The following is a 12,217-nucleotide window of genomic DNA, read 5'->3' as shown; positions in this document are numbered from 1 at the left end:
ATCCGTGCCGGAACGCAGCCTGAGCGCTGCGCCGATCACCGCCAGCATCCGCGCGGCGCGGGCAAGTGCGTGAATGCGATGAGAAGCAGCTTTTGACACGGCTCCGTACACGTCATTTTCCCAAAATCGCGTCGAGACTGTGAAGATGCGATGAGAAGCAGCTTTTGACACGGCTCCGTACACGTCATTTTCCCAAAATCGCGTCGAGACTGTGAAGGCGCGAGACGTCACAACGAAACACGCCGGCACGCCACGACCGCATGCGCCATGCGACGCCATTGCTCGAGACGTAACACTGAATTGCGTCCAGCGCCGATTCTCCTCCCAGCCCGGCCGCGCGACACTGCTGGCGTCACCTGTCACGGGTAACGCCAGCAGTGCCGTTCTATTCACGACAATGAACCTGAAAGAGGATGATCATGACTGCTCTTCGCCTCCATCGCGTGGGCCTTGCGCTCACCGCCTGCGCGACGCTGTTTGCCGCGCTGATCCAGCCAGTCCACGGCGCCGCGCCGGCCCCGGCAGCGCCGGCGTCACGGGCCGCGGCCACCGTCAGCTATCACAAGGTCGACGTCGACGGCGTCAAGGTTTTCTATCGCGAAGCCGGCCCGAAGAACGCCCCGGCCATCCTGCTGCTGCATGGCTTCCCGACCTCGTCGCACATGTTCCGCGAGCTGATCCCGAAGCTGGCCGACCGCTACCGCGTGATCGCGCCCGACTATCCCGGCTACGGCCAGAGCGACCAGCCGCCGATGGAGCGCTACACCTACAGCTTCGACAACCTGGCCGCGACGATCGACAAGTTCACCACCAAGCTTGGCCTGACCCGCTACGCCATGTACGTGATGGATTATGGCGCGCCGATCGGCTATCGCCTCGCCGCCAGCCATCCGGAGCGCATCAGCGCCATCGTGGTCCAGAACGGCAACGCCTATGACGAGGGGCTGGACAATCCGTTCTGGGCGCCGGCCAAGGCCTACTGGAAGGACAAGAGCGAAGCCAACGCGGCCAAGCTGCGGCCCCTGTTCGAATTCGACGCCACGCGCTGGCAGTATGCCGAAGGCTACCGTGACCCTGCCGGCCACGTCAGTCCCGATTCCGCCGTGCTCGACCAGGCCTATATGGACCGCCCCGGCAACAAGGCGATCCAGCTCGAGATGTTCTACAGCTACGGCACGAATCCGCCGTTGTATCCGGGCTGGCAGGCGTATTTCCGCAAGCACCAGCCGCCGATGCTGATCGTCTGGGGCAAGAACGACAAGATCTTTCCGGCGGAAGGCGCCACCCCCTATCTGCGCGACCTGCCCAAGGCCGAGCTGCACCTGCTCGACACCGGCCATTTCGCGCTGGAAGAGGACGGCGAGCAGATCGCACGCCTGATGCGCGACTTCCTTGGGCGCACGGTCAAGCGCTGAGCCGAGAGAGGTCGAGGTCGCACTCATGCATAATGATGCCCATCGACCACCCGTCCCGAGAAGGCGCATGACCGGCAACGCCAGAGCAGAGCAGCAAATCACCGTCAACGACATCGAGGTCGGCGTGCGCGTCTACGAAGCGCTGGCGCACCACGCGAGATCGGGGCAGGGCGCGCCGATCGGCTTCAAGGATTTGCTGACGCTGGCGCGCTCGCTGCATCCGAAAGATGCGGTGCTCGGCCGGGCGGTCCCGATCGGCATCGGCATGAAGCTGCGCTTTGTCGACGCCTTTTGCGCCGCCCATGCCTGGCCCAGGCTGTCGAGTCTCGCGGTCGACCAGGAAAGCATGCTGCCGTCCAAGGGATACGATGGCGATTGGGAAGCCGACCGGCGCGCCGCCGCCGCATTCGACTGGTCGGGCGCCGACGCGCAACTGCCGGCGTTCGCCAGCGCGCAGCGCGCCGCCGTGCCGGCCCGCCTGAAGCCGCGCAAGGAGCGCCCGGCCGATGTCTCCTGGTATGCCTATTTCTGCTCGCACCGCAAGGACTGCGAGTGGATCGGGCAGGAAGACAAGCAGGAAATCATCAACCTGATCATGGCGGGACTGGATCCGGAGAGCGCGCTCAAGCGGGTCCAGGCCGCCAGGACGGATCGCGCCGACGCGGCATAAGCCCCTTATTGCCGCACCGGCAGCGCCACCTCGCGCGCCTGCGCTGCGGCTTCGGCCCTGGCTTGCGCCGCCTCTTGCGCCGGTGGCGCCGCCAGGGCCGCCATCTCGGCCGCCTCATCGGCGTCCGGCGCCGGCGCGGCGCTCGGGTAGGGGCGGATCAAGTCCAGCCGCACGGCGTATTGCACGCCATTGCGCACGGCGCTGGTTGCGATCTGCCCGGCGTCGTTGATCGCCACGGGATTGATGAAGGTCCACCCCAGCCTGGGATCGATCAGCGTCCCCAGGCTCTGCATTCTTTTGCCACGCCAGATGAAGCCGCCCAGCTCGCTGCTGTCGCCGACGATATGACCGTGGTTGTTGACGCCCTTGCCTTCGCTATACCGCAGCCCGGTGGCGGGAGTGGGGGCGATGTTGACCAGGCGGCCACGCTGCCCAGGTCCCGGAAACTGCCGTTCGGTGCGCGCAGGATGCCATGCAGGCCGGGGCGATCCGTCGTGGCGGCATTCGCGATAATGTGGCCGGCGTTGTTGATGTCCCGGTAGAAGGTGCTGGCGTAGATGAGGCCGATGTTGCGCTGCTTGCCGCAGGCATAGACATAACCTTGCCACAGGCCGTCGGCGCGATCCAGTTGCCGAGCACTTCGCCCCTGTCGTTGATGGCGGCGGCATTGCTGGGCACGCCGCGCAGCGGCCCCAGCACCACCACGCCCTTGCCCCGGTTGACGAAGCCGCGACTGGTGTCGTCGCCGAGCCGGTATGCGACCAGGGAGCGCGCGCTCCGGTAGCGCGCGCGTCCTTGCCGCCTTACTGGGCCACGGGTTTCACCACCTCTTTCGCGATCCCTTCAGCCTCTTCCTGCGCCCGCTTCGCCGCGGCCTGCGGCGAAGGCGGCGTCTCCACCGACGGCTCCTCGTCATGCTCGGCCGGCGGCACGGCGTCCACGTGCGGCTTGATCAGGTCGAGCCGCACCGCGTACCGTATCCCGTTGCGATAGGCATTGGCCGCGATCTGTCCCGCATCGTTGATGGCGCGGGGATCGCGGATGTCCCAGCCCGAGGCTGGATTGATCAGCGCGTTCAGGCTCTGCATCTTCTTGCCGCGCCAGATGAAGCCGGACAGGTGATCGCTGCCGCCGACGATGTGGCCGCGGTTGTTGATGCCGGTGCCTTCGCTCGAGCGCTCCACGGTGGGCGGACGGCCGTCGATGTCGATCAGGCGCCCGCGGCTGTACAGGAAGGCGACCCGGTTGTGGAAGAAGGTCGGCACCCCGGCATAGCCGGTGGCCTGGCCGCGGTCGTTGATGGACAGCGCGCCGTTGGGCGTGAAGCCAAAGTCGCCGAGGTCGCGCATCTTGCCCTTGGTCCAGATGAAGGAACGCAGCGGCTGGTCGGGGAAGGTCAGCGGCCCGGATTCGCCGGCGATCTGGTTCTTGTTGTTGAGCGAAGCGGAGAAGGTGATCGGGGGCGGGCCCGGGAAGTCGTTGGGCAGGTCGCCGATATCCGTCAGCGCGCCGTTCGGCGCGCGCAGGAAGCTGCTGATGCCTTCATTGAAGGGCGTATCGGACGCGAAGGCGGTGATGTAGCCGGCGTTGTTGATGTCGCGCCAGGTGGTGAACCTGCCGCCGATGACGCCGATATCGCGCAATCTGGCGCAGTCGTAGATGAAGCCGCGCTGCTGGCCGCCGCTGGTGGTCCATTGGCCCAGCACCTGGCCCTTGTCGTTGATGGCGACGGCGACGCTGGCCGTGCCTTTCAGCGTGCCCAGGTCGACCAGGCCCTTGCCGCGATTGAGGAAGGCGTGATTGGCCGTCGGGGAATAAGGATAATAGCCGACCACCACGCCGGCATTGTTGATGTCGGCGGCCGTGCTGTTGGCTGGCCCCACCACCGTGACCTTGTACTCGGGATAGGCCCAGGCCGCGCCGGCCAGGGTGAACGACATCAGGACCAGGGACAGGCGATGACGAAAATGCATGACGATCTCCTTGGGTTGTTGGAAAGCGCGCCGGAGTGGCGCAGGCCGCATGGGACCCGCGTCGTCACCGGTTGGCGCACTCCGGCGCCTTGCGCGCGCCAACCGCTTCATCACTGCGCGACCGGCCGCGCCACCTCGCGCGCCTGGGCCTGGGCTTCGGCCTTGGCCAGCGCCGCCTCCAGGGCCGGCGACTGCGACAGCGATGCCATCCCGGCCGTCGCATCCGCCTCCGGCGCCGGCGCCGCGTCGGGGTGGGGACGGATCAGGTCCAGGCGCACCGCATACTGCACCCCGTTGCGGTAGGCCGTGGCCGCGATCTGGCCAGCGTCGTTGATGGCGCGCGGGTTCGCGATGTTCCAGCCCAGCCTGGGATCGACCAGCGCGTTCAGGCTTTCCATCCGCTTGCCGCGCCAGATGAAACCGGACAGGTGGTTGCTGAAACCGACCACGTGGCCGCGGAGGTTGATGCCGGCGCCGCCACTGTAGATGTCCTCGGTGACGGGGCGGTCGTCGAGGCTGACCATGCGGCCGTTGCTGTACAAGAAGGCCACCTGGTCACGAAAGCCCGTCGCCAGCGTCGCCTCGCCCGTGATCTGGCCCCGGTCGTTGATCGCATTGCCGCGGTTGGGCACCGTGCCCAGGTTGCCGAGGTCACGGATAACGCCCTTGCTCCAGACATAGGCGCCGAAAACATCCTCTGGAACGTTATATTGGCCGGACTGCCCGGTGACCTGGTTGCGGTTGTTGAGCGCGAACGGATTGTTCACCGAGGGGATGCCCGGCAGCGCGCCGAGGCTGGTGAGGGCGCCGTTCGGCGCGCGCAGGTAGCCGCGTGTCTCGTTGGTGTCCGGATCGATGCCGAACAGGGTGACGTGGCCGGCGTTGTTGATGGCGGTGTGGCTGGTGATCCTGCCGCGAATGGCGCCGATGTCGCGCGCCTTGCCGCAGGAGTAGATGAAGCCGCGCGACAGGCCGTCTGCGCCGAGCCAGTTGCCGAGCACCTCGCCCTTGTCGTTGATGCCGGTGGCGCTGCTCTGGCTGCCCTTCAGGGCGCCCAGGTCGACCAGGCCCTTGCCGCGGTTGAGGAAGGCGCGGGTCACGCCGGGGGCAGGCTGGTAGGTGCCGGCCACCACGCCGGCCTGGTTGATGCCGGCGACCGAGCTGTTGGCGGGGCCCACCACCGTGACCCGGTACTCCGGGTAGGCGCCGGCGGCGCCGGCCAGCGTGAACCACATCAGGACCAGGCACAGGCGATGACGCAAGTACATGACGATCTCCTTGGATTGATCAGGTCTACTGCGAGGTCTACTGCGAGGCTTGCTGCAAGACTCACTGCGCCACCGGCCGCGCCACCTCGCGTGCCTGGGCCTGCGCCTCGGCCTTGGCCAGCGCCGCCTCCAGCGCCGGCGACGCCGGGAAGGCCAGCAGCTCGGCCCGGGCCTCGGGCTCCAGCGCCGGCGCCGGGTCGGTGTGTGGGCGGATCAGGTCCAGGCGCACCGCGTAGCGCACGCCGTCGCGGGAGGCCACGGCCGCGATCTGGCCGGCGTCGTTGATGGCGACCGGGTTGCTGATGTCCCAGCCCGATGCCGGATCGATCAGCGCGTTGAGGCTCTCCATGCGCTTGCCGCGCCAGATGAAGCCCGACAGGTGGTCGCTGGTGCCGACCACGTGGCCGCGGTTGTTGATGCCGGCGCCGGCGCTGAACCTGTACTCGGTCGCCGGGCGGTCGTCGATGCCGGCCATGCGCCCATGGCTGTACAGGAAGGCGACGCTGTCGCGCGGTCCGGCCGGCAGGAAGGCCTGGCCGGTGATCTGGCCGCGGTCGTTGATCGCGAGTCCGAGGTTGGGCGTGGAGCCCAGGTCGCCCAGGTCGCGGATCGCGCCGTTCTTCCAGACGAAGGCGCGGTATCCCGGCTCCGGGGAATTGAAGCGCCCGGATCGGCCGGTGATCTGGTTGCGGTTGTTGAGCGCGGCGGGAACGGTTTCCGGCGCGCCGTTGCCGTCCCAGGCAATCGCGCCCAGGTGGGTGAAGGCGCCGTTCGGTGCGCGCAGGTAGCCGAGCGTTTCACCGGTGGCCGGATTGCGGCCCGAGGCGGTGATGTAGCCGGCGTCGTTGATGTCGCTGTAGCCGGTGACCTTGCCGGGAATCGTGCCGATGTCGCGCGCCTTGCCGCAGGCGTAGATGAAGCCGCGCTGGCGCCCGTCGGCGCTGCGCCAGTTGCCGACCACCTCGCCCCGGTCGTTGATGCCGCTGGCCGAACTCCACACGCCCGTCAGGGCGCCCAGGTCGACCAGGCCCTTGCCGCGGTTGAGGAAGGCGCGCCGTCGGTCGCCGCCTGCGGCATAGTCGCCGACCACCACGCCGGCGTTGTTGATGCCGTAGACCCAGCTACCGGCCGGGCCGACCACCGTCACCCGGTACTCGGGATAGGCGCTGGCAGCGCCGGCCACGGTGAACGACAGCAGGACCAGCGACACGCGATGATGCAGGTACATGACGATCTCCTCGATGGATGAGAGTGGCGGCCTTACTGCGCGACCGGTTGCACGCGTTCGCGCGCCTGCGCTTCGGCCTCGGCCCGCGCCAGCGCCGCCGCCTGCGCTGGCGGCGGCGCGACGGCGGCCAGTTCGGCCGCCTGGTCGGCGTCCGGCGCCGGCGCCGCCAGGCCGTGCGGCCGGATCAGGTCGAGCCGGATCGCATATTGCACGCCCGCGCGGACGGCGGTGGCGGCGATCTGGCCGGCGTCGTTGATGGCTTCGGGCGCGCCGATGTTCCAGCCCAGCTTCGGATCGACCAGCGCGTTCAGGCTCTGCATCCGCTTGCCGCGCCAGACGAAGCCTTGCAGTTGCTGGTGGTTGCCGACGATGTGGCCGTGGTTATTGATGCCCGTTCCTTCGCTGTAGGTCTGTCCGGGAACGTTGGCGCCGTCGATATTGAGCAGCCGGCCGTTACTGTACAAATAGGCCACGCGGTCGTGCGGGCCGCCGGTCGTGACCGAGGCGAAGCCCGTGGCCTGGCCGCGGTCGTTGATGGCATTGGCGCTGTTGGGCGTCACGCCGAAGTCGCCCAGGTCGCGCAGCGTGCCCCTGGTCCAGATGATGGCGCGGTAGGGCTGCTCCGGGAATTCCAGCGGCCCCGACTTGCCGGCGACCTGGTTGCGGTTGTTGAGCGCGTAGACCTGGGTGATCGGGTGCTCGACCGGCAGGTGGCCGATGGCCGTCAAGCGACCGTTCGGCGCGCGCAGGTAGCCGCTCGGGTCGCTGTCGGCGTAGCTGGTGGCGATGGTAAAGCCCGCGTTGTTGATGTCGCTGTAGATCGAGCCGGCGCCGATCACGCCGATGTCGCGCTGCGCGCCGCAGGAATAGATAAAGCCGCGCAAGCGGCCGTCGGCGCCGACCCAGTTGCCGAGCACCTCGCCCTTGTCGTTGACGGCCACCGCGCCGCTGGCGCTGCCCAGCGCGCCGAGCTTGACCAGGCTCTTGCCGCGGTTGATGAAGCCATGGTTCGTTCCGCCGACCGGGTAGCTGCCTGCCACGGCGCCGGCCTGGTTGATGTCGGCGGCGCTGCTGCCGGGCGGACCGACGATCGTCACCCGGTACTCGGGGTAGGCGCAGGCGGCGCCGGCCACGGCGAAGGACAGCAGGAACAGGGCAATGCGATAAGGCGTGTGCCACATGATAATTCTCCTTGATAAACAAGGGCTTGCGTCGAACTGGCGGGCCCGTCGATTCAAAGTGCGCCGTCGCCGTGCGCTGGATTTGGCGCCGCACAAGCCGGGCAGGCGAAGCTCCGCCCGGGCATGCCGAATCGATCAGCATGCATGGTGAATGGCTTGGCGCGAAGAATGAAAGGCTGGCTGCGGCGAATCCTGCGTGCATGGCAACGCCGACAAGCACAATCGTGCGAATTTGGTTGCGTGGAAATTAAGTTTTTTTCTTACATTTCGTCCAAAAGACATGGCGCATCGACTAGACTCCCACACAACTACATCATTGAGCCTCGAGATGTCCGATCCCGCCGTCGCCACCAGTGCCCTGCCCACCGAGCCGGGCATCGTTCCCAGCAACCTCCATTTCCCGGTGGTCGGGATAGGCGCCTCGGCCGGTGGCCTGCCCGCCCTGCAGCGCCTGTTCGAGAACATGCCGTCGTCCCACGAGATGGCCTTCGTCGTCATCCTGCACCTGTCGCCCAGGCATCCGAGCTCGGCCGCATCGATCCTCCAGCGCGCCACCCGCATGCCGGTGGTGCAGGTGACCTCGCGGGTCCAGATCGAACCCGGCCACGTCTACGTGATCGCGCCCAACGTGCACCTGACGATGATGGATGGCCTCCTGATCGTCGAGGAGCTGCAGCGTCCGCGCGGCCAGCACGTGGCGATCGACCTGTTCTTCCGCACCCTGGCCCAGGTGCACCGCGAGCGCGCGGTCGCGATCGTGCTGTCCGGCACCGGCTCCGACGGCGCCGTGGGCCTGTCGCGGGTCAAGGAGCAGGGCGGCGTCACCATCGTGCAATTGCCGGACGACGCGGAACACGACGGCATGCCGGTGGCCGCGATCGGTACCGGTGCGGTCGACTTCGTCATGCCCGTGGTCGAGATGCCGCAGAAGCTGGTCGACCTGTGGGACAACGCCAAGCGCATCGAACTGCCGCCGCCGGGCAACCTCGAAGCGCCGATCGAACATGCCGCCACGCCGGCCGAGCTGGAAGCCGGCACCGAAGAGGCGCTGCAGGAGATCATCGCCTCGCTGCTGACCCGTACCGGCCACGATTTCCGCCACTACAAGCGCGCCACCGTGTTGCGCCGCATCGAGCGGCGCATGCAGGTGCGTCAGATGCGCACCTTGCCCGACTACCGCGACCTGCTGCGCGGCGACGTCGGCGAGAACAAGGCGCTGCTCGACGACATGCTGATCGGCGTGACCAACTTTTTCCGCGACCGCGAAGCCTTCGATTCGCTCGAGCGCGACATCATGCCCGAGCTGTTCAAGGACCGCGCCGCCGGCGACGAGGTGCGCGCCTGGGTCGCGGCCTGCGCCAGCGGCGAAGAGGCGTATTCGCTGGCGATGCTGATGGCCGACCAGGCCGCGCTGATGGAAACGCCGCCGGCGTTCCAGGTGTTCGCCTCGGACATCGACGACCATGCGATCGACGCCGCGCGCGCCGGCACCTATCCGGGCTCGATCATCACCGACGTCGCGCCCAGCCGCCTGCGCCAGTATTTCAAGCGCGAGGACAGCCGCTACCGCATCCGCAAGTCGCTGCGCGACCGCATCCTGTTCGCCTCGCACAACCTGCTGCGCGACCCGCCGTTCTCGCGGCTCGACCTGGTCAGCTGCCGCAACCTGCTGATCTACCTGAACCGCGACGTGCAGATGCGGGTGCTGCAGACCTTCCATTTCGCGCTCAAGCCCGGCGGCTACCTGTTCCTCGGTTCGTCCGAGTCGGCCGAGTCGGTGGCCGACTATTTCATCCCGGTCGACAAGAAGAATCGCATCTACCGCGCGCGCACCACCGGGCGCCAGCTGCATTACCAGAATCCGTCCTCGGCCCTGTACGGGGTGCGCCTGCCGGAAGTCAGCCGGCCCAAGCTGCCCGGCAGGCGCGCCAGCACCTATGCCGAGATGCACCAGCGCGCGCTGGCCCAGTTCGCCCCGCCGTCGGTCGTGGTCGACCGCGAGGGCAACCTGGTCTATGTGTCGGAGCAGGCCGGCCAGTACCTGCGCATGGGCGGCGGCGAACCGTCGCGCAACCTGCTGACGCTGGTGCTGCCCGAACTGCGCCTGGAGCTGCGCTCGGCCATGTACCAGGTGGCGCAGAACGGCGGCAGCGTCGAATGCCGGCCGATCGAACTGGCCGGCGGCGAGGCGCAGGGCGCGGTGGCGGCCACGGTGCGCGCCTTCCGCGACGAGGAGTCCGAAACCGACTACCTGCTGGTGCTGTTCAACCGGGTCGAGGAAGGGCCGGACGGCGCGCAGCCGCCGCGTCCGGACGGCAGCCACGACGTGGTCCTGTCCCAGCTCGAGGCCGAGCTGCAGCGCAAGCGCGAGCAGTTGCAGGAGACGATCGAGTATTCCGAGATCTCCACCGAAGAGCTGCGCGCCTCGAACGAAGAGCTGCAGGCCATCAACGAAGAGCTGCGCTCGGCCGCTGAGGAACTCGAAACCAGCAAGGAAGAGCTGCAATCGGTGAACGAAGAGCTGGTGACGGTCAATTTCGAGCTCAAGGTCAAGGTCGAGGAAACCGGCAAGGCCAACGACGACCTGAACAACCTGATCGCCTCGACCGACATCGCCACCATCTTTGTCGACAGTGGCCTGCGCATCAAGCGCTTCACGCCGCGCGCCGTCGACCTGTTCTCGATCATCGCGACCGACGTCGGCCGCTCGCTGCTCGACCTGACCCATAAGCTCGACTACGACCAGCTGGCCGAGGACGTCAGCGCCACCTTCGACACGCTGCGCCTGGTCGAGCGCGAAGTGCGCAGCAACGACGGCCGCTGTTACATCGTGCGCCTGCTGCCCTATCGCACCAACGAAGACCGCATCGAAGGCGCGGTGATGACCTTCTTCGACATCACGGCGCGCCGCCATGCCGAGGAACAGGCGCGCGCCAGCGAGGCGCGCATGCGCATGGTGGCCGAAAGCGCCAAGGACTACGCCATCATCACGATGGACGAGGAGGGCCGCGTCACCAGCTGGAACAAGGGCGCCGAGACGTTGTTCGGCTACACGGCGGACGAAATGCAGGGCCAGAATCTGGACCGCCTGTTCGTGCCCGAAGATATCGCCGCCGGCGTGCCCGAGGATGAACTGCGCCGCGCGCGCGAGGACGGCCGCGCCGAGGACGAACGCTGGCACCTGCGCAAGGACGGCAGCCGCTTCTACTGCAGCGGCGTCACCACGCCGCTGCGCAACAGCGAATTCTATGGCTACGCCAAGATCGCGCGCGACGAGACCGCGCGCGAGCGCCAGGGCAAGGAACGCGAGCAGGCGCTGTCCCACGAGCAGACGGTGCGTTCCGACGCCGAAAGCGCGGCGGCGCTGAAGGACGAGTTCCTGGCCGTGATGTCGCACGAGCTGCGCCATCCGCTCAATATGATTCACATTAACGTCGAACTGCTCTCGCGCATGCCAGAGTTGCGCCAGTCGCCCAACTTCATGCGCGCAGCCACGATCATCCGCAGTTCGGTCATGAGCCAGGCCAAGATCATCGACGACCTGATGGACATGTCGCGCGTGCGCACCGGCAAGCTGTCGCTGACCATGGCGCCGGTGGTGCTCGACACGCTGCTGCAGGGCGTGGTCGACGCCGCGCGCAACGATCCGGCGGCCAAGGGCCTGCGCATCGAGCTCACCGGCGGCGCCGACGGCATGCCGGTGCTGGCCGACGTGGTGCGCATCGAGCAGGTGGTGATGAACCTGCTCAGCAATGCGATCAAGTTCACTCCCGGCGGCGGATGCATCGAAGTCCACCTGGAGCGCGAGGAAGAAGCGCTGCGCATCGACGTGATCGACAGCGGCCAGGGCATCGCCCCGTCCTTCCTGCCGCACGTGTTCGACATGTACGGCCAGAGCATGTCGGTGACCACGCGCTCCAAGGGCGGCCTGGGCATCGGCCTGGCGCTGGTGCGCGAGATCGTGGCCCTGCACGGCGGCCGGGTCGACGTCGCTTCGGAAGGCGTGGGCAAGGGCGCGCGCTTCTCGGTCTGGCTGCCGCTGTTCGAAAACAAGGCGGCGCCGTGCGGCGGCGGCGAGGCGGCATCGGACGACCTGGCCGGGCTGCGCATCCTGGTGGTCGACGACATGGAAGACATGCTGATGGTGTTCAAGTCGCTGCTCGAGATGAGCGGCGCCATCGTGTTCGAGGCCTCCAGCGCCAAAGGCGGCCTGGCGATCCTCGAACAGGAAGACGTCGACCTCCTGATCTCGGACATCTCGATGCCGGAGATCGACGGCTACGAATTCCTGGGCATGGTGCGCGCGCTGCCGAAGTGCGCAAGCCTGCCGGCGATCGCCATCACCGGCATGCGGCGCGACGCCGACATCGCGCGCGCGCGCGCGGCGGGCTTCTCGGCCCATCTCGGCAAGCCGGTGTCGGTCGAGCGCCTGAACGCGGTGGTGCGCGACCTGCTGCCGCGCAAGGCATGACCGATAGCGGG

Annotated in this window: 9 protein-coding genes; 4 read left to right on the top strand and 5 right to left on the bottom strand. The window is 67.6% G+C overall.

Features of this window, described 5'->3' with window-relative positions; genetic code table 11:
- The first annotated feature begins 419 nt into the window (after nucleotides 1-419).
- Both KY496_RS14525 and KY496_RS14520 read left to right on the top strand, forming a co-directional pair.
- Nucleotides 420-1,415 (top strand): alpha/beta fold hydrolase, encoded by a 996-nt coding sequence (locus tag KY496_RS14525; protein ID WP_219861243.1) that lies wholly within the window; start codon nucleotides 420-422, stop codon nucleotides 1,413-1,415.
- A gap of 67 nt (nucleotides 1,416-1,482) precedes the next feature.
- Entirely contained in the window at nucleotides 1,483-2,085 is a 603-nt protein-coding gene (locus KY496_RS14520) for a hypothetical protein (RefSeq protein ID WP_184237039.1), read from the top strand.
- A gap of 5 nt (nucleotides 2,086-2,090) precedes the next feature.
- Here the strand turns inward: KY496_RS14520 and KY496_RS14515 are convergent, their stop codons facing one another.
- Complete coding sequence (locus KY496_RS14515) at nucleotides 2,091-2,378, bottom strand: hypothetical protein (RefSeq protein ID WP_184237041.1); 288 nt, start codon at nucleotides 2,376-2,378, stop codon at nucleotides 2,091-2,093.
- A 179-nt stretch (nucleotides 2,379-2,557) separates the two neighbouring features.
- Here KY496_RS14515 and KY496_RS14510 point away from each other — a divergent pair, with 179 nt between their 5' ends.
- Nucleotides 2,558-2,869 carry a hypothetical protein gene (locus KY496_RS14510; RefSeq protein ID WP_184237044.1) on the top strand — a complete coding sequence of 104 codons (312 nt, stop codon included), beginning with the start codon at nucleotides 2,558-2,560 and terminating at the stop codon, nucleotides 2,867-2,869.
- A 19-nt stretch (nucleotides 2,870-2,888) separates the two neighbouring features.
- On the opposite strand, the gene KY496_RS14505 is transcribed toward KY496_RS14510, so the two are convergent.
- The 4 genes from KY496_RS14505 to KY496_RS14490 form a co-directional block, all read right to left on the bottom strand.
- A complete protein-coding gene (locus KY496_RS14505; RefSeq protein WP_219861241.1) occupies nucleotides 2,889-4,058 on the bottom strand; it encodes a DUF3466 family protein in 1,170 nt (389 codons plus the stop codon).
- A gap of 110 nt (nucleotides 4,059-4,168) precedes the next feature.
- The gene (locus KY496_RS14500; protein ID WP_184237051.1) at nucleotides 4,169-5,326 is read right to left on the bottom strand and encodes an HAF repeat-containing protein; all 1,158 of its coding nucleotides are present in this window, start codon (nucleotides 5,324-5,326) and stop codon (nucleotides 4,169-4,171) included.
- A gap of 61 nt (nucleotides 5,327-5,387) precedes the next feature.
- A complete protein-coding gene (locus tag KY496_RS14495) occupies nucleotides 5,388-6,554 on the bottom strand; it encodes an HAF repeat-containing protein (RefSeq protein ID WP_219861239.1) in 1,167 nt (388 codons plus the stop codon).
- 32 nt (nucleotides 6,555-6,586) lie between these two features.
- Complete coding sequence (locus tag KY496_RS14490; RefSeq protein WP_219861237.1) at nucleotides 6,587-7,735, bottom strand: HAF repeat-containing protein; 1,149 nt, start codon at nucleotides 7,733-7,735, stop codon at nucleotides 6,587-6,589.
- Nucleotides 7,736-8,063: 328 nt separating this feature from the next.
- Here KY496_RS14490 and KY496_RS14485 point away from each other — a divergent pair, with 328 nt between their 5' ends.
- Entirely contained in the window at nucleotides 8,064-12,206 is a 4,143-nt protein-coding gene (locus KY496_RS14485) for a CheR family methyltransferase (RefSeq protein WP_219861235.1), read from the top strand.
- The last annotated feature ends 11 nt before the right edge of the window (nucleotides 12,207-12,217 follow it).

Origin of the sequence: Massilia sp. NP310 (assembly GCF_019443485.1) — a bacterium.
Taxonomy (GTDB): Bacteria; Pseudomonadota; Gammaproteobacteria; order Burkholderiales; family Burkholderiaceae_D; genus Telluria; species Telluria timonae.
This window is presented reverse-complemented; position numbering and strand designations above follow the sequence as displayed.

Bases quoted from the DNA above. Each gene is read 5' to 3' on its own strand.
- KY496_RS14520 (WP_184237039.1), top strand. From the start codon at position 1,483: ATGACCGGCAACGCCAGAGCAGAGCAGCAAATCACCGTCAACGACATC.
- KY496_RS14525 (WP_219861243.1), top strand. From the start codon at position 420: ATGACTGCTCTTCGCCTCCATCGCGTGGGCCTTGCGCTCACCGCCTGC.
- KY496_RS14505 (WP_219861241.1), bottom strand. From the start codon at position 4,058: ATGCATTTTCGTCATCGCCTGTCCCTGGTCCTGATGTCGTTCACCCTG.
- KY496_RS14485 (WP_219861235.1), top strand. From the start codon at position 8,064: ATGTCCGATCCCGCCGTCGCCACCAGTGCCCTGCCCACCGAGCCGGGC.
- KY496_RS14500 (WP_184237051.1), bottom strand. From the start codon at position 5,326: ATGTACTTGCGTCATCGCCTGTGCCTGGTCCTGATGTGGTTCACGCTG.
- KY496_RS14490 (WP_219861237.1), bottom strand. From the start codon at position 7,735: ATGTGGCACACGCCTTATCGCATTGCCCTGTTCCTGCTGTCCTTCGCC.
- KY496_RS14495 (WP_219861239.1), bottom strand. From the start codon at position 6,554: ATGTACCTGCATCATCGCGTGTCGCTGGTCCTGCTGTCGTTCACCGTG.
- KY496_RS14510 (WP_184237044.1), top strand. From the start codon at position 2,558: ATGCAGGCCGGGGCGATCCGTCGTGGCGGCATTCGCGATAATGTGGCC.
- KY496_RS14515 (WP_184237041.1), bottom strand. From the start codon at position 2,378: ATGCAGAGCCTGGGGACGCTGATCGATCCCAGGCTGGGGTGGACCTTC.